Annotated in this window: 24 protein-coding genes; 2 read left to right on the top strand and 22 right to left on the bottom strand. The window is 64.6% G+C overall.

From position 1 onward, the window contains the following. Positions 1-10 precede the first annotated feature (10 nt). The 9 genes from ACVWZ5_RS10180 to ACVWZ5_RS10140 form a co-directional block, all read right to left on the bottom strand. Positions 11-385, bottom strand: a complete 375-nt coding sequence (locus ACVWZ5_RS10180; protein ID WP_172402424.1) for a chemotaxis response regulator CheY — start codon at positions 383-385, stop codon at positions 11-13. A 103-nt stretch (positions 386-488) separates the two neighbouring features. Beyond that, entirely contained in the window at positions 489-1,229 is a 741-nt protein-coding gene (gene fliA / locus ACVWZ5_RS10175; RefSeq protein ID WP_028691004.1) for an RNA polymerase sigma factor FliA, read from the bottom strand. Further along, positions 1,226-2,059, bottom strand: a complete 834-nt coding sequence (fleN, locus tag ACVWZ5_RS10170; RefSeq protein WP_016393812.1) for a flagellar synthesis regulator FleN — start codon at positions 2,057-2,059, stop codon at positions 1,226-1,228. Before fleN ends, fliA begins: the two co-directional genes overlap by 4 nt. 114 nt (positions 2,060-2,173) lie before the next feature. Next, entirely contained in the window at positions 2,174-3,487 is a 1,314-nt protein-coding gene (flhF, locus tag ACVWZ5_RS10165) for a flagellar biosynthesis protein FlhF (protein ID WP_062573299.1), read from the bottom strand. Positions 3,488-3,498: 11 nt separating this feature from the next. Then, positions 3,499-5,628, bottom strand: coding sequence for a flagellar biosynthesis protein FlhA (gene flhA / locus ACVWZ5_RS10160; RefSeq protein ID WP_096048357.1), 2,130 nt, complete (start codon positions 5,626-5,628; stop codon positions 3,499-3,501). A gap of 347 nt (positions 5,629-5,975) precedes the next feature. Continuing rightward, positions 5,976-6,536, bottom strand: a complete 561-nt coding sequence (locus tag ACVWZ5_RS10155) for a DUF1285 domain-containing protein (RefSeq protein WP_062573297.1) — start codon at positions 6,534-6,536, stop codon at positions 5,976-5,978. An 11-nt stretch (positions 6,537-6,547) separates the two neighbouring features. Continuing rightward, positions 6,548-7,153 (bottom strand): DUF4823 domain-containing protein, encoded by a 606-nt coding sequence (locus tag ACVWZ5_RS10150; RefSeq protein WP_028691000.1) that lies wholly within the window; start codon positions 7,151-7,153, stop codon positions 6,548-6,550. Between the two features lie 66 nt (positions 7,154-7,219). Further along, positions 7,220-8,188, bottom strand: a complete 969-nt coding sequence (locus ACVWZ5_RS10145; RefSeq protein ID WP_301143892.1) for a GTP 3',8-cyclase MoaA — start codon at positions 8,186-8,188, stop codon at positions 7,220-7,222. 129 nt (positions 8,189-8,317) lie between these two features. Further along, positions 8,318-8,953 carry a TetR/AcrR family transcriptional regulator gene (locus ACVWZ5_RS10140; RefSeq protein WP_028690998.1) on the bottom strand — a complete coding sequence of 212 codons (636 nt, stop codon included), beginning with the start codon at positions 8,951-8,953 and terminating at the stop codon, positions 8,318-8,320. A gap of 74 nt (positions 8,954-9,027) precedes the next feature. On the opposite strand from ACVWZ5_RS10140, the gene ACVWZ5_RS10135 reads away from it, so the two are divergent. Continuing rightward, complete coding sequence (locus tag ACVWZ5_RS10135; protein WP_343579308.1) at positions 9,028-10,161, top strand: aminotransferase class V-fold PLP-dependent enzyme; 1,134 nt, start codon at positions 9,028-9,030, stop codon at positions 10,159-10,161. 242 nt (positions 10,162-10,403) lie between these two features. Here ACVWZ5_RS10135 and ACVWZ5_RS10130 read toward each other — a convergent pair whose 3' ends face one another. The 12 genes from ACVWZ5_RS10130 to ACVWZ5_RS10075 all read right to left on the bottom strand — a co-directional run bounded on the left by ACVWZ5_RS10130 (position 10,404) and on the right by ACVWZ5_RS10075 (position 20,251). Next, a complete protein-coding gene (locus ACVWZ5_RS10130) occupies positions 10,404-11,186 on the bottom strand; it encodes a TatD family hydrolase (RefSeq protein ID WP_028690996.1) in 783 nt (260 codons plus the stop codon). Between the two features lie 33 nt (positions 11,187-11,219). Next, positions 11,220-12,206, bottom strand: coding sequence for a DNA polymerase III subunit delta' (locus ACVWZ5_RS10125; RefSeq protein WP_084942611.1), 987 nt, complete (start codon positions 12,204-12,206; stop codon positions 11,220-11,222). Continuing rightward, positions 12,199-12,831, bottom strand: coding sequence for a dTMP kinase (gene tmk, locus ACVWZ5_RS10120; RefSeq protein ID WP_062573292.1), 633 nt, complete (start codon positions 12,829-12,831; stop codon positions 12,199-12,201). The genes ACVWZ5_RS10125 and tmk overlap by 8 nt, the downstream gene beginning before the upstream one ends. Further along, positions 12,828-14,003, bottom strand: a complete 1,176-nt coding sequence (gene mltG / locus ACVWZ5_RS10115) for an endolytic transglycosylase MltG (protein ID WP_084942609.1) — start codon at positions 14,001-14,003, stop codon at positions 12,828-12,830. The genes tmk and mltG overlap by 4 nt, the downstream gene beginning before the upstream one ends. Positions 14,004-14,006: 3 nt before the next feature. Next, on the bottom strand, positions 14,007-14,822 hold the full coding sequence (gene pabC / locus ACVWZ5_RS10110) for an aminodeoxychorismate lyase (RefSeq protein ID WP_062573290.1): 816 nt from the start codon (positions 14,820-14,822) through the stop codon (positions 14,007-14,009). Further along, positions 14,822-16,066, bottom strand: a complete 1,245-nt coding sequence (gene fabF, locus ACVWZ5_RS10105; protein ID WP_062573289.1) for a beta-ketoacyl-ACP synthase II — start codon at positions 16,064-16,066, stop codon at positions 14,822-14,824. Before fabF ends, pabC begins: the two co-directional genes overlap by 1 nt. 162 nt (positions 16,067-16,228) lie before the next feature. Next, a complete protein-coding gene (gene acpP, locus ACVWZ5_RS10100) occupies positions 16,229-16,465 on the bottom strand; it encodes an acyl carrier protein (RefSeq protein WP_062573288.1) in 237 nt (78 codons plus the stop codon). A gap of 204 nt (positions 16,466-16,669) precedes the next feature. Further along, positions 16,670-17,410 carry a 3-oxoacyl-ACP reductase FabG gene (gene fabG / locus ACVWZ5_RS10095; protein WP_457340589.1) on the bottom strand — a complete coding sequence of 247 codons (741 nt, stop codon included), beginning with the start codon at positions 17,408-17,410 and terminating at the stop codon, positions 16,670-16,672. Positions 17,411-17,426: 16 nt separating this feature from the next. Further along, the gene (fabD, locus tag ACVWZ5_RS10090) at positions 17,427-18,365 is read right to left on the bottom strand and encodes an ACP S-malonyltransferase (protein ID WP_028690989.1); all 939 of its coding nucleotides are present in this window, start codon (positions 18,363-18,365) and stop codon (positions 17,427-17,429) included. Positions 18,366-18,513: 148 nt separating this feature from the next. Beyond that, on the bottom strand, positions 18,514-19,524 hold the full coding sequence (plsX, locus tag ACVWZ5_RS10085) for a phosphate acyltransferase PlsX (RefSeq protein WP_411830253.1): 1,011 nt from the start codon (positions 19,522-19,524) through the stop codon (positions 18,514-18,516). Positions 19,525-19,527: 3 nt separating this feature from the next. After that, positions 19,528-19,710 (bottom strand): 50S ribosomal protein L32, encoded by a 183-nt coding sequence (gene rpmF, locus ACVWZ5_RS10080; RefSeq protein ID WP_028690987.1) that lies wholly within the window; start codon positions 19,708-19,710, stop codon positions 19,528-19,530. A gap of 13 nt (positions 19,711-19,723) precedes the next feature. Beyond that, on the bottom strand, positions 19,724-20,251 hold the full coding sequence (locus ACVWZ5_RS10075) for a YceD family protein (protein ID WP_023630499.1): 528 nt from the start codon (positions 20,249-20,251) through the stop codon (positions 19,724-19,726). A 96-nt stretch (positions 20,252-20,347) separates the two neighbouring features. Here ACVWZ5_RS10075 and ACVWZ5_RS10070 point away from each other — a divergent pair, with 96 nt between their 5' ends. Then, positions 20,348-20,926: a Maf family protein gene (locus ACVWZ5_RS10070; RefSeq protein WP_062573285.1), complete on the top strand. Its 579-nt coding sequence runs from the start codon at positions 20,348-20,350 to the stop codon at positions 20,924-20,926. Positions 20,927-21,020: 94 nt separating this feature from the next. Here ACVWZ5_RS10070 and ACVWZ5_RS10065 read toward each other — a convergent pair whose 3' ends face one another. Then, on the bottom strand, positions 21,021-22,007 hold the full coding sequence (locus ACVWZ5_RS10065; protein ID WP_062573284.1) for a S49 family peptidase: 987 nt from the start codon (positions 22,005-22,007) through the stop codon (positions 21,021-21,023). Positions 22,008-22,009 lie beyond the last annotated feature (2 nt).

Below are 22,009 nucleotides of genomic sequence, written 5' to 3'. Positions count from 1 at the left end.
CAGACGTGACTCAGCCGTTGACGCGTTCGAAGATCTTTTCGATCTTTTCTTTCAGCGCCACGGCGGTGAAAGGCTTGACCACGTAGCCGTTGACGCCGGCCTGGGCAGCTTCGATGATCTGCTCGCGCTTGGCTTCTGCGGTGACCATCAGTACCGGCAGGTGCTTGAGGCGCTCGTCCGCGCGAACAGCACGCAGCAGGTCGATACCGGTCATGCCCGGCATGTTCCAGTCGGTAACCAGGAAGTCGAAGTGTTCGCTGGTGAGCATCGGCAGTGCCGTGTTGCCGTCATCAGCTTCCTTGACGTTGGTGAAACCCAGGTCACGCAACAGGTTCTTGATGATCCGCCGCATCGTCGAAAAGTCGTCAACGATGAGGATTTTCATGTCTTTGTTCAATTAGACCTCCAAGCAGTCTTAAACGCGCTCGGCGCCGAGCGCGCGCTCAATCAATTCGGCACCACAAAAAAACGACTGCATCAAACCTGGTTCAACGCGCCCGCCATTCCCCCAGGCGGCTGCGCAGACGCGCCGCGCACTGGCTGTGCAACTGGCTGACACGCGATTCGCTGACCCCCAGGACCTCACCGATTTCCTTGAGGTTCAGCTCTTCGTCGTAGTACAGCGCCAGGACCAGGCGCTCGCGCTCCGGCAGGTTGGCTATCGCATCGGCCAGGGCGGCCTGGAAGCGCTCGTCTTCCAGGTCCCGCGATGGCTCCAGCTGGCCGCTGGCTCCGTCCTCGTGCAGCCCCTCGTGTTCGCCGTCCTGCAGCAGGTCGTCGAAACTGAACAGGCGACTGCCCAAGGTGTCGTTCAGAATCCCGTAGTAATCATCGAGACTCAATTGGAGTTCGGCAGCAACCTCGTGATCTTTAGCGTCGCGCCCTGTCTTTGCTTCAACACAGCGAATCGCGTCGCTGACCATACGCGTGTTGCGGTGCACCGAGCGCGGTGCCCAGTCGCCCTTGCGCACTTCGTCGAGCATGGCGCCGCGGATGCGGATGCCGGCATAGGTTTCGAAACTGGCGCCCTTGCTGGCGTCATACTTGTTGGCCACTTCCAGCAGGCCGATCATCCCGGCCTGGATCAGGTCCTCGACCTGGACGTTGGCCGGCAAACGCGCCAGCAGGTGGTAGGCAATGCGCTTGACCAGCGGCGCATAGCGCTCGATCAGCTCGTACTGAGCGTCCTTGGCGGCCTTGCTGTACATCTTGAAACCGCTCGCGTTCATAGCACCGGCCCTGCACTGGTGGGCTGCACCAGGCGCTCGACGAAGAATTCCAGGTGTCCGCGCGGGTTGGCAGGCAGCGGCCAGCTGTCGACCTTCTGCGCAATGGCCTTGAAGGCCAGCGCGCACTTGGATCGCGGGAAGGCCTCGTAGACCGCCCGCTGCTTCTGCACGGCCTTGCGCACACACTCGTCGTACGGCACGGCGCCGACGTATTGTAGGGCGACGTCGAGGAAACGATCCGTGACCTTGGTCAACTTGGCGAACAGGTTGCGCCCCTCCTGCGGGCTCTGGGCCATGTTGGCCAGCACGCGGAAGCGATTCATCCCGTAGTCGCGGTTGAGCAGCTTGATCAGGGCGTAGGCATCGGTGATCGAGGTAGGCTCGTCGCACACCACCAGCAGCACCTCCTGGGCGGCGCGGACGAAGCTGACTACCGAGTCACCAATACCCGCAGCGGTGTCGATCACCAGCACGTCGAGGTTGTCGCCGATCTCGCTGAAGGCCTGGATCAGGCCGGCATGTTGGGCTGGCGCCAGGTGGACCATGCTCTGGGTGCCGGAGGCCGCCGGGACGATGCGCACACCGCCGGGCCCCTGCAGCAGCACATCGCGCAGCTCGCAACGCCCCTCGATGACATCGGCCAGGGTACGCTTGGGCGTGAGCCCCAGCAGAACGTCGACATTGGCCAGGCCCAGGTCGGCGTCCAGCAACATGACCCGGCGGCCGAGCTCGGCCAACGCCAGAGACAGGTTCACTGAAACGTTAGTCTTGCCGACGCCACCTTTGCCACCGGTCACGGCGATCACCTGTACGGGATGCATGCTACCCATGTCTGTTCTTTACCTTGTCTCGCTTGGACCCAGGCCACATGAGGGGCTGAACGTTCAAGGCCACGGTCCGGCCGGGCAACCCCATGATGTAGGTACTTTGCACAGTATTCACCCTCAACCCGCACGCTTGCCAGGGTTGTGGTAGAGATCAGCGAACATGTCGGCCATGGCCTCGTCGCTGGGCTCGTCCTGCAACTGCACACTGACCGCGCGACTCACCAGCTGGTGCTTGCGCGGCAGTTGCAGGTCGTCAGGAATGCGCGGCCCATCGGTCAGATAGGCCACCGGTAGTTCATGACTGATGGCGAGGCTCAGCACTTCGCCGAGGCATGCCGTTTCATCGAGCTTGGTCAGGATGCAACCGGCCAGGCCACAGCGCTTGTAGCTGTGGTAGGCGGCGGTGAGCACCTGCTTCTGGCTGGTGGTCGCCAGCACCAGGTAATTCTTGGCGGCGATACCACGCCCGGCCAGGGTCTCGAGCTGCATGCGCAGCGCCGGGTCGCTGGCCTGCAGGCCGGCGGTGTCGATCAGCACCACGCGCTTGCGCAGCAGCGGCTCCAACGCCTGGGCCAGCGACTCGCCCGGATCGACATAAGTGACCGGCACATTGAGGATGCGCCCCAGGGTCTTGAGCTGCTCCTGGGCACCGATGCGGAAGCTGTCCATGCTCACCAGCGCCAGGTTGTTCGCGCCGTACTTGAGCACATAGCGCGCGGCCAGCTTGGCCAGGGTGGTGGTCTTGCCCATGCCGGCCGGGCCGACCATGGCGATGACCCCGCCCTCCTCGATCGGTTCGATCTCGGGTATGTCGATCATCCGCGCCAGGTGCGCCAGGACCATGCGCCAGGCGTGACGCGGGTCTTCGATCTCGGCAGTAAGGTCGAGCAGTTCGCGCGCCAGGCCGCCGGACAGACCGAGGCGCTGCAGGCGGCGCCAGAGGTTGGCCTGCTGCGGCTTGCTGCCCTGCAACTGACTCCAGGCGAGCGAACCGAGCTGGACTTCCAGCAGCTCGCGCAGACCGGTCAGTTCGAAGCGCATGGCGTCGAACAGGCGCGGATCGACCGGAGCCGGCGCCGCGGCGACAACCGGCGCGGGCTCGTCGACATGCGGCTCGATCAACGGTTCGGACGCAGTCAGCGACTGACCGGCGAACAACTGACGGTTGCCGCCCTCGACGGCATCGCCGCGCCCGGTCAGTTCGGCCTGGGCGGTGACGATGCGCGACTGGGTCTTGCGCAGCTCGTCCTCGAGCTCCGCATTGGGCACGCGTGGGGCCAGGGCGGACAGTTTGTAGTCCAGCGCAGCCGTCAGTTCGACACCGCCAGCGATGCGCCGGTTGCCGATGATGGCGGCGTCGGAGCCGAGCTCATCCCGGACCAGCTTCATGGCCTGACGCATATCGGCGGCGAAAAAACGCTTAACTTGCATAACCCACTACCTCAGCCGTTCGGGCCCACGGTGGCAACGATGGTGACTTGCTTGTTGTCAGGTATTTCCTGATACGCCAAAACATGCAAATTCGGTACTGCCAGGCGACCGAAGCGCGACAGCATGGCGCGGATCGGGCCGGCAACCAGGAGGATAGCCGGCTGACCCTGCATTTCCTGACGCTGGGCCGCCTCGATCAACGAGCGCTGAAGCTTTTCGGCCATGCTCGGCTCAAGAAGAACACCATCTTCCTGACCCTGCCCGGCCCTTTGCAGACTATTGAGCAAGATCTGTTCCAACCTTGGCTCCAGAGTGATCACAGGCAGCTCGGACTCAACGCCGACAATGCTTTGCACGATGGCGCGAGACAATCCGACCCGCACCAACGCCACCAGCGCGGCGGTATCTTGACTCTTTGTCGGGTTGTTGGCGATGGCTTCGGCAATGCTGCGGATGTCACGCACCGGCACCTGTTCGGCGAGCAACGCCTGCAAGACCTTGAGCAGGCCCGACAAGGAAATGACACCCGGCACCACCTCCTCGGCCAGTTTCGGCGAGACCTTGGCCAGCACCTGCAGCAGCTGCACCACCTCCTCGTGCCCGATCAGCTCGTGGCAGTGCTTCTGCAGGATCTGGTTGAGGTGGGTGGCGACCACGGTGCTGGCGTCGACCACCGTATAGCCCAGCGACTGCGCCTGGGCGCGCTGGCCGACATCGATCCACACCGCCTCCAGGCCGAACGCCGGATCGCGCGAGGCGATGCCGTTGAGGGTACCGAACACCTGACCGGGGTTGATCGCCAGCTCCCGGTCCGGGTAGATCTCGGCTTCGGCCAGGATCACGCCCATCAGGGTCAGACGATAGGCGCTGGGTTGCAGGTCGAGGTTGTCGCGTATGTGCACGGTGGGCATGAGAAAGCCCAGGTCCTGGGACAGCTTCTTGCGCACACCCTTGATCCGCGCCAGCAGCTGGCCGCCCTGGTTGCGGTCCACCAGCGGGATCAGGCGATAGCCGACTTCCAGGCCGATCATGTCGATGGGGGTGACGTCGTCCCAGCCCAGCTCCTTGGTTTCCATGGCGCGCTGGGGCGATGGCAGCAGGTCCTGCTGGCGCTGGGCCTCCTGTTGGGCGACGACTTTGGCCTTCTGTTGTTTCTTCCATACCAGGTAAGCGCCGCCACCGGCCAGTGCGCCGAGGCTGAGGAAGGCGACATGCGGCATGCCTGGGACCAGGCCCATGATGATCATCAGCGCTGCCGACACGCCCAGGGCCTTCGGCGAGTCGAACATCTGCCGGTTGATCAGCTTGCCCATGTCCTCGGAGCCCGAGGCGCGGGTGACCATGATCGCGGCCGCGGTGGACAGCAGCAGCGATGGCAATTGCGCCACCAAACCGTCACCGATGGTCAGCAGGGCATAGACCTTGCCAGCATCGGCAAAGGTCATGTTGTGCTGCAGCATGCCGATGAGCATGCCGCCGATGAGGTTGATGAAAAGGATCAGCAGGCCGGCGATGGCGTCACCGCGGACAAACTTGCTGGCACCGTCCATGGAGCCGTAGAACTCGGCCTCCTGGGCGACCTCGGCGCGACGGGACTTGGCCTGGGCCTGGTCGATCAGGCCAGCGTTGAGGTCGGCGTCGATGGCCATCTGCTTGCCGGGCATGGCATCGAGGGTGAAGCGCGCGCTCACCTCGGAGATGCGCCCGGCGCCCTTGGTGACCACGACGAAGTTGATGATCATGAGGATGGCGAACACCACCGCACCGACGACGTAATTGCCGCCGATCACCACTTCACCGAAGGCCTGGATCACCTTGCCCGCGGCGCCGTGGCCTTCCTGGCCGTGGAGCATGACCACCCGGGTGGAAGCGACGTTCAGCGCCAGGCGCAGCAACGTGGCCACCAGCAGGATGGTGGGGAACGCGGCGAAATCCAGAGGACGCAGGGCGTAGACGCAGACCAGCAAGACCACGATCGACAGGGCGATGTTGAAGGTGAAGAACACGTCGAGCAGGAACGGCGGGATCGGCAACATCATCATTGCCAGCATCACCAGCAGGAGCAGCGGCACGCCGAGGTTGCCCCGGCCGAGACCGGCCAGGTTGTTACGGGCGCTGCTGATTAACTGAGTGCGATCCACCGCGATTCCTCTTCAAGCAAAACTTTGACGCCTGTGTGGCGGCTGGCGCTGCCTTTGCAAGAAGCTTTCCAACTTTTCTGGGGGTGGGTTTTTCGAGGGGGGCGGGCTCGGGCTCGGGCTCGGGCTCGGGCTCGGGCTCGGGCTCGGGCTCGGGCAGGAGTGTGGGCTTTGATTTCTGCATATGCACTTATTAGTGCTGTCGCCGCTCACTCACCCTTCTGCAAGGTCGAACAAGCGTCGACATTGCCAATGAATGCGCATGCAACTTACAAAACCACCGCGCAATCGGTAATCGGCCAACCCATTAAGCTGCCTTTGAAAGAGGCTATGGAAGCCCAGAAAAACCACTACCCATTGCGCCCAATAAGATAAAACTCTCCCCGACTCCAAACCCCAAGCCACTCCTCCCCGTCGATCTCCCGGGAAACCGCCAGTTCCACCAACTGATAGAACACATTGCGATGCACCAGCGCTTCAAGGTTTTCGCGCATCAACAGGTAAGGAGAAGGTTCATCGGTAACCGGATCGAGCTCAACCCGCAGCGGATGGCCAGGCCCAGCCTCGACCTGGTCGTCGACATTGCTGGTAAACCGCAGCACCTGCTGCTCCCCGCTGCCCTCGACATCCAGTAGCACGGCGACAAATGGTGCGTCATCGACCCGGATCCCGACCTTCTCCACCGGCGTAACCAGGAAGTAGTCGTCCCCGTCACGCCGAATGATGGTAGAGAACAGCCGCACCATCGGCTTGCGACCGATCGGCGTCCCCAGGTAGTACCAGGTCCCGTCCCGGGCGATCCGCATGTCGATGTCACCGCAGAAGTCCGGGTTCCACAGGTGCACCGGGGGCAGCCCCTTGTGCGCGGGGATCTGCGCCAGCAGATCGTTGGCCTTGCCGGAATCGCTCATGACACGCTCGCTCAGTTGCTCATGCCCAGAAGGCTACGAGCGTACTCGCGCATCGGCGCGGCAAGCAAATCCTGTGGCGTGTTGTCGTGGAACGTCAACAAACCGCCGCGACTCTTGATACGCGCGGTGTCGATCAGGTAGCGCGTGCTGGTCTCGATCAGCATCATCTGCACCACGCCACGGTCCCAGCCCAGGCGATCGACAGCCTGCTCGTCATACCACTCGTCACCGTTGCCGATGCGATCGTCGGTGCGGGCGAAACGGGTGTAGAGCACATAGTCGGCACCCACCGCGCGGGCCTCGGCGATCGCGTCTTCCAGACCCAGCGGCCCCTGGGCGCGACGCACCAGCGGGAAGTACTCGACGAAGCTTTTGAAGGCCTCCTCGGCCACTGCGTTCTGCCGTGGCACCGGCCCCTTGCCCGGCGGCACGAATGCGCCCTGGCCGATGAAGATGAACGAGTCCGGCTGCAGGCGGATCGACAGGGTACGGGTGGTGTCGCTGTGGTCCAGCAAGCCCGCATCACTCATGTGGTAACGGACGCCCTCCCCCATATCGCTGACATTCATGCAGCCGCCCAACGCCATCAGCGCCAGCAGCAAGACCAGGCTACGCATCTTTCCTCCAGAAACCGGTGACGAAAAACCGGCGAATAGCCGCAGGATGCAGCTTTTGCGCCAGAGTCAGCCGCCGATTACCTTCATCACCATCACATCACCAGAGAACGCCACGTCCTGCTTGTCCGCCAGGGCCCTCACCAGCAGCCTCTGCAATGCCGGGAGCGCCTGATGCCGGGGCTTGTCGAGCAGGTCGCCGACAAAGTGACGATTGCTCGACGACAGGCAGCCATGCAGCCAGCCGGTGGACGACAAGCGCAGGCGCGAACAGCTGCGGCAGAACGGCACGCTCTCGTTGGCGATCACGCCGAAATGACCCCTGCCGGGAATGCGGTAGCGCAGGGCCGTGGCATCCAGCGGGCGCGGCGCCTGCTCATAGCTGTACGACTGGCCGATCAGCGCCAGCAATTGCTCCAGGCCAACGAACTGCTGCAGGAAGGCATTTGCGTCGCGCGCCAGGTGGCCCATGCGCATCAGCTCGATGAAGCGCAGCTCGTAGCCTCGTTCTAGGCAGTAGTCGAGCAGCGGCAGCACCTGATCGAGGTTCTGTCCGCGCATGGGCACCATGTTGACCTTGATCGCCATGCCCGCAGCACTGGCCTGCGCCATGCCCGCCAGGACGCTGGCCAGGTCGCCGCCCCGGGCGATCCGGCGAAAGGCACTGGCGTCGAGGGTGTCGAGGGAAACGTTGAGCCGACGGATACCGGCATCACGCAGCAGCGGCAGCTTGCGGGCGAGCAACTGACCGTTAGTGGTCAGGCTGATGTCGTCCAGCCCCAGGCCCGCCACCGCGCCGAGAAAGGCTTCCAGTCGCGGGCTGAGCAGCGGCTCGCCGCCAGTGATGCGCAGCCGTTCGACCCCGGCCGCCTCCACCAGGTAGGCCACGCCCCGGGCCAGGGCATCCGCCGTGAGCTCGTCCTGCGCCGCCACCAGGCGCTTGCCATCGGGCACGCAGTAGGTGCAGGCATAGTTGCAGGCAGCAGTCAGGCTGACGCGCAGGTTGCGAAAGCGCCTGCCTTGACGATCGACGATCATGGATGACTCCGGCGTGGAAGATTCTGGCGGGCAAAACCTGACTCAAAAATCAGGTTTTTGCAAGCCTTCCCGTCGAAGCCTGGATGCAACGCGCCCGACGAAGACTCGACGGGCGCGCCTTGGACGGCTTTAGTTCGAGGCTTCCGGGTCGCGCTTGCGCTTGTTGCCCATGCGCACGCCGATGTCCATGAGGAACTGGAAGAAACCTTCCTGATCTTCGAGCACATTGCTCCAGAACGGCGAGTGGTACAGCGCCACCGCGCCATGGACCAGGGCCCAGGCCGCGCAGTAGTGGAAGTACGGCGGCACGTCCTCGAGCTTGCCCTCGCTGATGCGCCCCTTGATCAGTTGGGTGAGGCGATCGAAGTTGGAGGCGCGGATGCTGTGTAGCTGCTCGACCATTTCCGGCACCTGATTGCCCTTGACCACCTTCTCTTCCAGGCGGTCGAACAACCGGTAGCGCTGCGGGTCGCGCATGCGGAACTCGAAGTAGGCACGCGACAGGGCTTCCTTGTCGCGGTCGACGTCAGCCGAATGCAACAGCTCATTCAGGTCGCGCTCGTAGTCGAGCATCAGGCGCAGGTAGATTTCCGCCTTGGACTTGAAGTGCTTGTAGATCGTGCCTTTGCCGATACCGACGGCGTCGGCGATCATCTCGACGGTGACGCTGTCTTCACCCTGTTCGAGAAACAGCTTGAGCGCCGTGTCGAGGATCTCTTGTTCGCGACGGCGAAACTCACGGACCTTGCGAGGTTCTTTCTGCATAAAGAAGGACTGGGATGACAATCGAAGCGGATTATTATGCCTAACTGGCGGCAAATTGCACGGATCTTCCAACCATGTCTGTGTTTCTTGATGAGTTCGAGCAGGCGCCGGGCCTGTGCTACCTGAATCACGCGGCGATCGCCCCCTGGCCGCGCCGCACCGCCGAGGCCGTGGCACGCTTCGCCCAGGATAATGTCCGCCTGGGCGCCCGCGAGTATCCCGCCTGGCTGGCCATTGAGCGCCGCCTGCGCGAACGCCTGGCACGCTTGCTGAACGCACCCACCACCGGCGACATCGCCCTGGTGGGCAACACCTCCCAGGCGCTGTCGCTGGTGGCCTTCGGTCTCGACTGGCGGCCCGGCGACCAGGTCGTCATCAGCGACGAGGAGTTCCCCTCCAACCGCGTGGTCTGGCAGGCCTTGGCTGATCGCGGGGTCGAAGTGGTCGAGGCAAGCCTGGCCGGCGCCGACCCGGAAGCGGCGCTGATCGCCGCCTGCGGCCCGCGAACGCGCTTGCTGTCGGTCAGCGCCGTGCAGTTCGCCAGCGGCCTGCGCCTGGACCTGGCACGCCTGGGCGCCGCCTGCCGCCAGCGCGGCGTGTTGTTCTGCGTCGATGCGATCCAGCAGGTCGGCGCCCTGCCCTTCGATGTGCAGCACTGCCAATGCGACTTCGCCATGGCCGACGGCCACAAGTGGATGCTCGGCCCCGAGGGTCTGGGGGTGTTCTATTGCCGCAGCGAGTTGCGCCGGCAGTTGAAGCTGCATGCCTATGGCTGGCACATGCTGGAACACCTTGGCGATTTCGAGCGCCGCCAGTGGCAACCGGCGCGCAGTGCGCGACGCTTCGAGTGCGGCAGCCCGAACATGCTCGGCGCCTGCGCGCTGGAGGCCAGCCTGTCACTGCTGGAGGAAGTCGGCATGACGGTGGTCGCCGAACAGCTGGGGCAGCGGGTCGAGCAGCTGCATCAAGGGCTGACGGCCATTCCCGGAGCCCAGTTGCACAGCCCAGGCGATCCGTCACGGCGGGCCGGCATCGTCAGTTTCAGCCTGGACGGCCATGCCAACGCTGACATTTATCGGGCCCTGAGCGGACACGGGGTCATTTGCGCCGTACGCGGCCCCGGGGTACGGTTTTCCCCACATTTCTATACCGACCACCGCCTGATCGACGAAGCACTGCGGCAGGTAGGACAGATTGCCATGCATTGAACGCGCAAGGGGCTGCGAACGTATTCCAAATCTGTTTAAAAAACGATCAATCGCCGCTGGCGGGGCGCCAATCCTGACCAATACTTGAAGTGTTGGCGCGGCGCATCCCCCCCCAAGTGGCGCGTCGATAAAGGTGCCCAGGGACCGTGTGCCTTTGTTTTACTCCTAATGGTCTTAACCCGGATTCCCCCCCCAGAACCCGGGTTTTTTTTGCCCGGTTCGGAAGGTTCGGCGCAGCGACCTCAGGCCACTCTTGCCAGCGGGAACAGTCGCTTGAAGTTGCTGGTCGTCTGCTCGGCCAACTGCTCGTAGCTCACCCCGCGCAGCGACGCCACATACTCGGCCACTTCCCGCACATACTGCGGCAGGTTCGGCTTGCCGCGATGCGGGATCGGCGCCAGGTACGGCGAGTCGGTCTCCACCAGCAGGCGATCCACCGGCACCTGCCGGGCCACCTCGCGCAGGGCGTCGGCATTGCGGAAGGTGACGATGCCGGACAGCGAGATGTAGTAGCCCAGGTCCAGCGCGGCCCTGGCCATCGGCCAGTCCTCGGTGAAGCAGTGCAGCACGCCGGCCTGGGGCAGGCTGGCCTCGCGCAGCAGCGCCAGGGTGTCCTCGCGGGCCGCCCGGGTGTGCACGATGACCGGCTTGCCGGTCTGCCGCGAGGCCTCCAGGTGCAGGCGGAACGAGGCCTGCTGCAACTCGGCGGCCTCCGGCTCGTAGTGGTAGTCCAGCCCGGTCTCGCCGATGGCCACCACATGCGGGTGGGCCAATTCACGCAACAGCCACTCCAGCGCCGGCGTCTCGCCGGGCGCCAGGTCGAGCGGGTGCACACCCACCGAGCAGTCCACGTCGGCGTAACGCTCGCTCAGCGCCTTGACCGCGCCGGCGTTCTCGGCGCTCACGCCGATGCACAGGAAGTGCCCTACCCCGCGCTCACGGGCCGCCTGCAGGGCGGCGTCGAGAGAGCCCTGGTGGGCGCTCAGGTCAAGGCGGTCGAGGTGGCAATGGGAATCTACGAGCATGGGAACACGACACACATGAATGAACGGTGGAAATCAGCGCATGCCCGGCAGCTGCACCCAGTGGGCGAGCAAGGCTTCGAGCAGCAGTACACGGTTGAGGTTGGCCTTGCCCAGCACCTTCTGGCGCTGCTCGAGGATCCACGCCTGGACCTCCAGCACCTTGCCCTGGCGACTCTTCTGCGCAAGGTACTGCAGCACCTTGCGCATGTCGGCCAAGCCTAGTCCTTCCTCATCCTGGGTCAACTGGTAGCGCAGGATCAGGTGCGACCAGTCGCAGAACCAGTCGAACAGCAGCAGCAACGGCACGTTGCTCCAGGCCTCGGCCAGCTGGCTGGGCGACTGCTGCTGCTTGAGCAACTTCTTCACCCCCTCGGTCACCAGCGCCCGCTGCTCGCGCACGCCCTGGGCCTGCAGGCTCACGGCCATCAGCGGCGAACCGGCGGCCAGGGTCAGCAGCTCCTCGCGCTCTTCCTCGGCGCTGCCGGCAAGGGCGTCGGCCAGCCAGGCGCGGCTCTGCGCCTGGCTAGGCTGCGGACAGGCGACCTGCTGGCAGCGGCTCTTGATGGTCGGCAGCAGGCGGCTGGGCTGGTGGCTGACCAGCAGCAGCACGGTATCGCCCGAGGGCTCCTCCAGGCTCTTGAGCAGGGCGTTGGAGGCATTGATGTTCATCGCCTCCACCGGCTCGATCAGCACCACCTTGCGCCCGCCCTGCTGGGCGGTTTGCACCACGAACGACACCAGATCACGCACCTGGTCGATCTTGATCGGCTTGTCGGCCTCCTCCGGCTCCAGCACGAAGTTGTCCGGGTGGCTGCCTGCCTTGAGCAACAGGCACGACTTGCACTGGCCGCAGGCATCCAACCCCTGCGGCTGCTGGCACAGCAGCCGTGCCATCAGGCGCTCGGCCAGGGCGCGCTTGCCGATGCCCTGGGGGCCATGCAGCAAGTAGGCATGGGCATGCTGGGCGCGCCCGGCCAGTTGTTGCCAGAGCGCCTGCTGCCAGGGGTAGGCATCAGCCACGGCAACGCTCCAGGATGCCCGGCACCAGGGCGTCGATGGCCTGCTGCACCGCGCTCAACGGCTGTGCGGCGTCCAGCAGCCGGTAACGCTGCGGCTGCTGGCCGGCACGCTGCAGGTAGGCCTGGCGCACCGCCTCGAAGAAGGCCTGGCCTTCCTGCTCGAAGCGGTCCAGCCGGCCACGGGCCGCGGCGCGGGCCAGGCCGACCTCCACGGGCAGGTCGAAAACCAGGGTCAGGTCAGGACGCAGTTCACCCTGGACGAAGGCCTCGAGGATGGCGATGCGCTCCACCGGCAGGCCGCGGCCGCCGCCCTGATAGGCGTAGGTGGCGTCGGTAAAGCGATCGCACAGCACCACAGCGCCACGGGCCAGCGCCGGGCGGATGACTTCGGCCAGGTGCTGGGCTCGGGCGGCGAACATCAGCAGCAGCTCGGTGTCGACCGCCATGCGCTCCTCGCTCGGCGCCAGCAGCAGTTCGCGGATGCGCTCGGCCAAAGGCGTGCCACCGGGCTCGCGGGTCATGACCACATCGACGCCCTGCTCGCGCAAACGTGCCGCGAGGTAATCGCGATTGGTGCTCTTGCCGGCGCCTTCAGGGCCTTCCAGGGTGATAAACAAACCGCTCACGAGTGTTCCTTAGTATCTTCTGGCACCGACGTGTCGGCCGGCGCGGATTCATCGGTGGGGGCCGGCGCATCGCCTTGCGGCGCGGGCGCAGGGGCCGCGTCCGGTGCCGCCTGCGGCTCGGGCGTCGCCGGCTCGGCCTGCGGCGCGGGGCTGGAACGGTAATCCGCCCGACGCTTGAGCTGGAACTCGCGCACCGCGCTGTTGTGATCATCCAGGTCGTCGGAGAACACATGACTGCCGTCGCCGCGGGCGACGAAGTACAGGCTCGAGCCGTCGCTGGGGTTGAGCGCGGCATGGATCGCCTCACGCCCGACCATGGCGATCGGCGTCGGCGGCAAGCCGGTCATGGTGTAGGTGTTGTAGGGAGTCGGCTCGCGCAGGTCGGCGCGGGTGATCTTGCCGTTGTAGCGCTCGCCCATGCCGTAGATCACGGTCGGGTCGGTCTGCAGCATCATGCCCAGGCGCATGCGCCGCACGAACACGCCGGCGATCTGCCCACGCTCCTGGGGAATGCCGGTTTCCTTTTCCACCAGCGAGGCCATGATCAGCGCCTGGTACGGATCGCGATACGGCAGGTCGGTGCTGCGTTCGGCCCACTCCTTGGCCAGCACTTCGTCCAGGCGCATGTAGGCCTGCTGCAGCAGCTCGACGTCGCTCATGCCTCGCACGAAGCGATAGGTGTCGGGGAAGAAGCGGCCCTCAGGGAACACACCGGTGTGGCCGAGCTTGTCCATCACTTCGGAATCGGACAAGCCTTCGAGGGTGTGCTTGAGCTTTTCATGCTTGGCCACCGCAGCACGCACCTGGCGGAAGGTCCAGCCCTCGACCAGGGTGAGGTTGTACTGCACCACGTCACCGCGCTTCCAAGCGTCGAACAACTGCCCCACGGTCATGCCCGGGGTCACCCGGTACTCGCCGGTATGCAGCGCCGTGCCTGCCATGTTGAAGCGCCAGTAAAGACGCAGCCACAGCGGATCGTCGAGCAGGCCTTCGCTTTGCATGCGATAGAACATACGGTTGGGCGTCGTGCCGCTGGGCACGTCGAGCAGTCGCTCCTGCGCCACTTGCAGGGGCTGCTCCAGGACCGAGTTGACCTTCCAGGCGGCCCAGCCCAGTGCCAGGCCGGCGAGGATCAAGCTCATTTCCAGCAGCAGCAGGAATTTGCGTCTCACGAATCAGGTATCCAGTAACGTACGGGCAACGGCCTGCAGTTTACGGGTGAGCGGCCCGGCCGGCCAGTTCAGCGCGGCGAATTCACGCACAGGCCAGATGCCGTAGACACTGTTGCAGACGAACACTTCGTCGGCCTGCTCCAACGCCTCCAGCGGCAAGTCCCGTACCTGGGTGGGAATACCCAGCAACCGCGCCTGCTCCAGCAATGCCGCGCGCATCACCCCGGCCACGCCGCAACGGCTCAGCTCGGCAGTCAGCAGCACGCCATCACGCACCAGGAACAGGTTGCTGTACACCCCTTCGATCACCCGCCCTTGGCCGTCACGCATCAAGCCCTCGGCAAACGCCGGATCCTGCCATTCGGCGCGGGCCAGCACCTGCTCGAGGCGGTTGAGGTGTTTGAGCCCGGCCAGCAGCGGTTGTTCCGCCAGCCGCGTCTGACAGGCGTACAGGCGCACGCCCTGTTCGGCATGTTCGCCAGGATAGGCCGGCAAGGGGCTGCCCTGCAGGATGCGCCGCGCCTGGGCGCCAGCCGCCGGGGCATAGCCACGCTGGCTGTCGCCGCGGGTCAGGATCAGCTTGGCGACGCCCTCGCCCAGCAGCTGGGCGAATTGCAACAGTTCATTGCGAACCAGCGCCAGGTCGACCTCGATCGCCAGCCGCTGGCAACCCAGCGCCAGGCGGTCGAGGTGCAGGGCCAGCAGGCTGGGCCTGCCGCCGCGCACGGCAATGGTCTCGAACAGGCCATCGCCGTAGGCCAGGCCGCGGTTCTGCAGATTGACCGCAGCCGCGTCCTGGCCATCGATCCAGCTGTGCATCAGTCGGCGAACCGACGGAATACCAGCGAACCGTTGGTGCCACCGAAGCCGAACGAGTTGGACAGCACCACGTCGATCGGCATGCTGCGCGCCTGGTGAGGCACGAAGTCCAGGTCGCAGCCTTCGTCGGGCTCGTCCAGGTTGATGGTCGGCGGCGCCATCTGGCTGTTGATCGCCAGGACACTGAAGATCGCCTCCACCGCGCCGGCGGCGCCGAGCAGGTGGCCGGTCATCGACTTGGTCGAGCTGACCGCCAGCTTGTAGGCATGCTCACCGAACACGCGCTTGATCGCGGCCACTTCGGCCACGTCGCCGGCCGGCGTCGAGGTACCGTGGGCGTTGATGTAGCTGACCTCCTCAGGCTGGATGCCGGCATCACGCAGGGCGTTGGCCATGCAGCGGGCAGCACCTTCGCCGGAGTCGGGCGGCGAGGTCATGTGATAGGCGTCGCCGCTCATGCCGAAACCGACCAGCTCGGCGTAGATGGTGGCGCCACGGGCCTTGGCGTGCTCCAGTTCTTCGAGCACCAGGGCGCCGGCACCGTCGGACAGCACGAAGCCGTCACGGCCCTTGTCCCACGGACGGCTGGCACGGGCCGGCTCGTCGTTGCGGGTCGACAGCGCGCGGGACGCACCGAAGCCGCCCATGCCCAGGCCGCAGGCGGCCATTTCGGCGCCACCGGCGATCATCACGTCGGCTTCGCCGTAGGCGATGTTACGTGCGGCCATGCCGATGCAGTGGGTGCCGGTGGTGCAGGCGGTGGCGATCGCGTAGTTCGGCCCTTGCAGACCCAGGTGGATCGACAGGAAGCCGGAGATCATGTTGATGATCGAGCCCGGCACGAAGAACGGCGAGATCCGGCGCGGCCCCTGCTCGTGCAGGGTCTTGCTGGTCTCTTCGATGTTGGTCAGGCCACCGATCCCCGAGCCCATGGCCACGCCAATGCGCTCGCGGTTGGCGTCGGTGATTTCCAGGCCGGCGTTGCGCACCGCCTGGAAGCCGGCCGCCAGGCCGTACTGGATGAACAGGTCGAGCTTGCGGGCCTCCTTGGCCGACAGGTACTGCTCGACTTCGAAGCCCTTTACCGAGCCGCCAAAACGGGTGGAGTAGGCAGACAGATCCGTATGCTCGATCGGACCAATGCCACTGCGGCCAGCCAGAATGCCCTGCCAGGTGCTCGGTACATCGGTACCCAGTGGCGACAGCATACCCATACCAGTGACCACGACGCGTCTACGCGACACAGTACTCTCCTCATTTTCAAATTACAGAGTCTCTTGCCAGTGCACTGGCGCGGCCAATGGCCTGGCAACAGACTCCGCTGATTGCAGGGCTTGCAAAGAAAAAACCGCACGCCGGCGACGGCAGTGCGGTTTTTCCCGACAAGTAGCGTCGACTGAAACGTCTTAGGCCTGGTGGGCGTTGACGTAGTCGATGGCAGCTTGAACGGTAGTGATCTTCTCGGCTTCTTCGTCAGGGATTTCGGTCTCGAATTCCTCTTCCAGAGCCATCACCAGCTCAACGGTGTCAAGCGAATCGGCACCCAGGTCTTCAACGAAGGAAGAGTTGTTCTTCACTTCATCTTCCTTGACGCCCAGTTGCTCGGCGACGATTTTCTTGACGCGTTCTTCGATGGTGCTCATACCTAGTTTTCACTCCTAATGGACATATGTCAGGCAGCTGGCCGGTGACCAAGTTTATAGGAAGACGCCTGCTTTTCAAGCGTAACGCGCCTTCCACCAGGCCACCGGGCCCCCTGCCCGGAATCTGGTTGCAGCTTTATAACGGATTTTAGGCTCGCAGTATGACTCTTTTTTGAAGCAATCCGTCACATTGAGTTGCGGTTTTTACATGTACATCCCGCCGTTCACCGGCACGGTGGCGCCGGTGACATAGGCTGCGCCGTCGGAAGCCAGGAAGGAAACCACTTTCGCGATCTCCTCGGCCTGGCCCAGGCGGCCCAGCGGAATCTCTTTTTGCAGGGCCTCGCGCTGCGCTTCTGGCAGCTCGCGGGTCATGTCGGTGTCGATGAAGCCAGGGGTCACCGAGTTGACGGTGATGCCACGCGAACCCACTTCACGGGCCAGGGCACGGCTGAAGCCTTCCAGGCCGGCCTTGGCGGCGGCGTAGTTGGCCTGGCCGGAGTTGCCCATGGCACCCACCACCGAACCGATGCTGATGATACGACCCCAGCGGGCCTTGGTCATGCCGCGCAGCACGCCCTTGGACAAACGGTAGAGGCTGTTGAGGTTGGTGTCGATCACGTCGAACCACTCGTCGTCCTTCATCCGCAGCATCAGGTTGTCGCGGGTGATGCCGGCATTGTTGACCAGGATGGCAGGCGCGCCGAACTGCTCGCCGATGGCGCCCAACACCGCGTCCACGGACTCGGCGCTGGTGACGTTCAGCTCAAGACCGGTACCGTTGATGCCATGCTCCTTCAGGGTGGCGGCAATGCGCTCGGCGCCAGAGGCGGTGGTGGCGGTACCGATCACGGTCGCGCCCTGGCGGCCCAGCTCGAGGGCGATGGCCTGGCCGATACCACGGCTGGCGCCGGTGACCAGTGCAACTTTACCTTGCAGGCTCATGCAAGCTTCTCCGAATTCAGGCCAGCGCCGCACGGGTGGCGGCGACAGCGTCTGGGGTGTTGAGGTTGTAGGTGGTCACGCCGTCGGCGCAACGCTTGTTCAGGCCGGCCAGGACCTTGCCCGGACCGCATTCGACCAGGTTCACCGCGCCGCGCTCGGCCAGGGCCTGCACGCACTCGACCCAGCGTACCGGCTGGTACAGCTGCGCCAGCAGGTCCTGCTTGAGGGCGTCGAGGTCGGCGGCGATGGCGGCGGTGACGTTCTGCACCACCGGGATCTGCGGGGCCTTCCACTCGATGGCGTTGACCGACTCGGCGAAACGCTCGGCGGCCGGCTTCATCAGCGCGCAGTGCGACGGCACGCTGACCGCCAGCGGCAGGGCGCGCTTGGCACCGGCCTCTTTGCACAGCTCCATGGCGCGATCCACCGCTGCCTTGTTGCCGGCGATGACCACTTGGCCAGGGGAGTTGAAGTTTACCGCGCTGACCACTTCGTCTTCGGCGGCCTTGGCGCAGATCTCGACCACGACCGCGTCGTCCAGGCCGAGGATCGCGGCCATGGCGCCATGACCGGCCGGCACGGCTTCCTGCATCAGCTGACCGCGGCGTTCGACCAGGCGCACGGCGTCCTTCAGCGACAGGCTGCCAGCGGCGACCAGGGCGCTGTATTCACCCAGGCTGTGACCGGAGACATACGCAGGCTGCGCGCCACCCTCTTCCAGCCAAAGACGCCACAGGGCGATCGAGGCGGTCAGGATGGCCGGCTGGGTCTTGTCGGTCTGGTTGAGTTGTTCTTCCGGACCTTCCTGGACCAGCTTCCACAGGTCGTAGCCCAGGGCCTCGGACGCTTCCTTGAAGGTCTCGACGATTACCGGTTTTTCGGCGCCCAGCTCCTTGAGCATGCCCAGCGACTGGGAACCTTGACCAGGAAAGACGAATGCGAGGGATGCAGACATTGAACAAGCCCTTATGATCTTGTCGTCGGATGGGGTGCGCCGGGCCTTGGGCCGGGCGCGCAATCTGAAAGCTTGGATGGAGCGGCAGACCAAGCGGTCACATTTAAGCACTTCATTGCGGATATGCCTAAGACCTGTTTTAGCCTCATCACGGCAACAGGTCTTCGAGGCGCCCATGCAAGCGCTGCGGCAGGTTCTCCTGGATCTCGATCAACGCCCGCTGGATCGCGCTCTGCAAACCCTGCACGCCCGCCGAACCATGACTCTTGATGACGATGCCCTGCAACCCCAGGAAGCTTGCGCCATTGTGTCGCGCCGGCGCCAGGTCGGCCTGCAGGCGCTTGAGCAATGGCATGGCCACGGCGCCCGCCGCCCGGGCCAGCAGCCCGCCACGGAACAACGCCTCGATGCGCGCGCCGATCATGGTCGCCAGGCCTTCGCTGGACTTGAGCAGGATATTGCCGACGAATCCGTCGCACACCACCACGTCCGCCTCGCCGCGGTACAGCCCGTCGCCCTCGACGAAGCCGATGTAGTTCAGGCCCCGGGCGTTCTGCAACAGGCTGGCGGCCAGCTTGACCTGCTGGTTGCCCTTGATGTCCTCGGTGCCGATATTGAGCAGCGCCACCCGCGGCCGATGCACGCCCAGGGCCTGGGCGGCCACCGAGCCCATCACGGCGAACTGGTAGAGGTTTTCCGCGCTGCAATCGACATTGGCGCCGAGGTCGAGCAACTGGCAATAGCCGGCCTGGGTCGGAATCGCCGCCACCATCGCCGGGCGATCGATGCCGGGCAGGGTCTTGAGCACCAGGCGCGACAGGGCCATGAGCGCACCGGTATTGCCGGCGCTCACGCAGGCCTGGGCCTTGCCATCACGCACCAGTTCGAGGGCGACGCGCATCGACGAGTTCGGCTTGCCCCGCAACGCTTGCGATGGCCGCTCGTCCATGCCGATCACTTCGCTGGCCGCGACAATCTGCAGGCGCGCGCGATCCGCAGCCGCAAGGCCGCTGACGAGATCTTCAAGGAGGGAGGGTTGACCGACGAGGGTCAGGTGCAGCGAGGGGGTAGCCGAAAGGCAGGCAATGCTAGCCTGGACAATGTTGCGGGGACCGAAGTCCCCGCCCATTGCGTCGATCGCGATGATCTGAGCGGACAAGGATTACTCGTCGGCGCCCTTGTCGATCACTTTGCGACCACGGTATACGCCTTCTGGCGATACGTGGTGACGCAGGTGTACTTCACCGGTGCTCTTCTCTACCGACAGAGCTTCTGCCGACAGGGCGTCGTGCGAACGGCGCATGTCACGGGCAGAGCGGGATTTTTTGTTCTGCTGAACAGCCATAATTGATTAACTCCTAAACGTTTGGGTCACGCTTTAACTGCGCCAATACACTGAACGGGTTGGACCGCGATACCTCGTCCTTGCTCGGCTCGGGCTCATCGAGTCCCGCCGGCTGCTGGCATTCTTCCGGATGATGAGCAGGCACGATCGGCAGGGCGAGCAACAGCTCTTCCTCGACCAACGCCTGCAGATCCAAAGGATCTTCGCCCAGTTCCAGCACGTCATAGCCTTTCGGCAACGACTGGGTGTTCGCACCCTCCTTCACCACGGCGTATGTGCATTCGCTGTGGATCGGCAGGGTGACCAGCTCAAGACAACGCTGGCAAACCATCTTGACTTCGACGTCCAGCGCGCTGTGGATAACCACCACGTGCTGTTCATCTCGTTCAAAATCGAACTTCGCCTGCACCGTACCGACATTGTCGGAAAGCGGGTCGCAGAGTCTTTCCAAATCAGCGAGTTGCAGCGAACCTTCGAGGGTTACGCCACGATCAGCCAATTTGCGCGGGTCAACGTGAGGTGGAATCGGGTCATTCAACATAGGCGCAGCATTCTAGGGATGCACCCCCTCCCTGTCAAAGGAATTTAGGTGTCATCTCGCATGTTAGAATTCGGGGCAATTGCCCAGGAGTCTACCATGCTTCCCTTGTTACTGGCTTCCAGCTCTGCGTACCGCCGCGAACTGCTCACCCGCCTGCGCCTGCCCTTCACCTGGGCGAGCCCCGACCTCGACGAACGGCGCCTCGATGGCGAGCCCGCCGTCGAGCTGGTCCGCCGCCTGGCCCGACAGAAGGCCGAAACCCTCGCCGCCAGCCACCCCGCCCACCTGATCATCGGCTCCGACCAGGTGGCGGTACTGGGCGAGCAGATCCTCGGCAAACCCCACACCTTTGAACGCGCCTGCGAGCAATTGCTGGAGGCCAGCGGACAGCAGGTCACCTTCCTCACCGGGCTGGCACTGCTGAACAGCGCCACCGGCCACTGCCAGGTCGATTGCGTGCCGTTTACCGTGACGATGCGCGAGCTGGATCGAGGGCGCGTGGAGCGCTACGTGACGGCCGAGCAGCCGCTGGACTGCGCCGGCAGCTTCAAGGCGGAGGGATTGGGGGTCAGCCTGTTCCAGAGCACCCACGGCTGCGATGCCACGAGCCTGATCGGACTGCCACTGATTCGGCTGGTGGACATGCTGCACAAGGAAGGCGTGCAGGTTCCTTGAAAATGCAATCGCGGGGCAAGCCCGCCCCCCACGAGACCGATGAGCGCCCCGTGGGAGCGGGCTTGCCCCGCGATGAATGCCACGCCGATTCAGCTCAACGCAGCGAAGGCCCCTGCAAGCCCATGTACAGCGCCAGACGCTCGGCCACACTGGCACCGATGCGCTTGGAGAAGCGATCAAACGGCGACTCCTGCACAGTGAAGTCCACCAACTCCTTCTCGCCCACGATGTCGCGGGCGACATAGCTGGCACTGCCCAGCCCATCCACCAGACCCAACTCCTTGGCCTGCTCGCCCGACCAGATCAGCCCGCTGAACAACTCAGGGTGATCCTTGTCTTTCAGGCGCTCGCCACGCCCCTGCTTGACCATGGCGATGAACTGGCGGTGCGTGGTGTCCAGCACACCCTGCCAGAACGCGGTTTCTTCGGGCTTCTGTGGCGAGAACGGATCAAGGAACGCCTTGTGCTCGCCAGCCGTATAGGTACGACGCTCCACCCCCAGCTTGTCCATGGCCCCGACGAAGCCGTAGCCGGCCGCGGTGACACCGATGGAACCGACCAGGCTGGCCTTGTCGGCATAGATCTCGTCGGCGGCGCTGGCGATGTAGTAGGCGCCGGAGGCGCCCAGGTCAGCAATCACCGCGTACAACTTGATGCCAGGGTACTCGGCGCGCAGGCGACGGATCTCGTCGTACACATAGCCCGACTGCACCGGACTGCCGCCCGGGCTGTTGATACGCATGACCACGGCCTTGGTCTTCGGATCCTTGAACGCCTCGCGCAGGCTCTTGACGATATTGTCGGCGCTGGCCGGCTCCTGGTCGGCAATCACGCCACGCACCTCGACCAGCGCGGTATGGCTGGCACTGCGCGAGGCCGCCTTGTCCACATCCATCAACGGCGTGAACAGGAACAGGATGCCGAACAGGTACACGAAGGTCAGCAGCTTGAAGAAGATCCCCCAGCGCCGCGCCCGGCGCTGCTCCTGGACGCCGGCCAGCAAGGTCTTCTCCAGCAGCTTCCAGCTCTTGCGCTCCTCGCCGGCTTCGTCCGGCTCGGGCGCCTTCCATTCGTCAGTCATGC

The organism is Pseudomonas sp. TE6283 (assembly GCF_054060555.1).
Note: the sequence above shows the minus strand (reverse complement) of the source record. Positions and strands in the feature narration are given on the sequence as shown.

Bases quoted from the DNA above. Each gene is read 5' to 3' on its own strand.
- ACVWZ5_RS10135 (WP_343579308.1), top strand. From the start codon at position 9,028: ATGTCTGTGTTTCTTGATGAGTTCGAGCAGGCGCCGGGCCTGTGCTAC.
- ACVWZ5_RS10150 (WP_028691000.1), bottom strand. From the start codon at position 7,153: ATGCGTAGCCTGGTCTTGCTGCTGGCGCTGATGGCGTTGGGCGGCTGC.
- ACVWZ5_RS10070 (WP_062573285.1), top strand. From the start codon at position 20,348: ATGCTTCCCTTGTTACTGGCTTCCAGCTCTGCGTACCGCCGCGAACTG.
- rpmF (WP_028690987.1), bottom strand. From the start codon at position 19,710: ATGGCTGTTCAGCAGAACAAAAAATCCCGCTCTGCCCGTGACATGCGC.
- ACVWZ5_RS10180 (WP_172402424.1), bottom strand. From the start codon at position 385: ATGAAAATCCTCATCGTTGACGACTTTTCGACGATGCGGCGGATCATC.
- ACVWZ5_RS10155 (WP_062573297.1), bottom strand. From the start codon at position 6,536: ATGAGCGATTCCGGCAAGGCCAACGATCTGCTGGCGCAGATCCCCGCG.
- fliA (WP_028691004.1), bottom strand. From the start codon at position 1,229: ATGAACGCGAGCGGTTTCAAGATGTACAGCAAGGCCGCCAAGGACGCT.
- ACVWZ5_RS10145 (WP_301143892.1), bottom strand. From the start codon at position 8,188: ATGATCGTCGATCGTCAAGGCAGGCGCTTTCGCAACCTGCGCGTCAGC.
- fabD (WP_028690989.1), bottom strand. From the start codon at position 18,365: ATGTCTGCATCCCTCGCATTCGTCTTTCCTGGTCAAGGTTCCCAGTCG.
- ACVWZ5_RS10130 (WP_028690996.1), bottom strand. From the start codon at position 11,186: ATGCTCGTAGATTCCCATTGCCACCTCGACCGCCTTGACCTGAGCGCC.
- pabC (WP_062573290.1), bottom strand. From the start codon at position 14,822: ATGCACAGCTGGATCGATGGCCAGGACGCGGCTGCGGTCAATCTGCAG.
- ACVWZ5_RS10140 (WP_028690998.1), bottom strand. From the start codon at position 8,953: ATGCAGAAAGAACCTCGCAAGGTCCGTGAGTTTCGCCGTCGCGAACAA.
- ACVWZ5_RS10075 (WP_023630499.1), bottom strand. From the start codon at position 20,251: ATGTTGAATGACCCGATTCCACCTCACGTTGACCCGCGCAAATTGGCT.
- fabG (WP_457340589.1), bottom strand. From the start codon at position 17,410: ATGAGCCTGCAAGGTAAAGTTGCACTGGTCACCGGCGCCAGCCGTGGT.
- acpP (WP_062573288.1), bottom strand. From the start codon at position 16,465: ATGAGCACCATCGAAGAACGCGTCAAGAAAATCGTCGCCGAGCAACTG.
- ACVWZ5_RS10065 (WP_062573284.1), bottom strand. From the start codon at position 22,007: ATGACTGACGAATGGAAGGCGCCCGAGCCGGACGAAGCCGGCGAGGAG.
- flhF (WP_062573299.1), bottom strand. From the start codon at position 3,487: ATGCAAGTTAAGCGTTTTTTCGCCGCCGATATGCGTCAGGCCATGAAG.
- fleN (WP_016393812.1), bottom strand. From the start codon at position 2,059: ATGGGTAGCATGCATCCCGTACAGGTGATCGCCGTGACCGGTGGCAAA.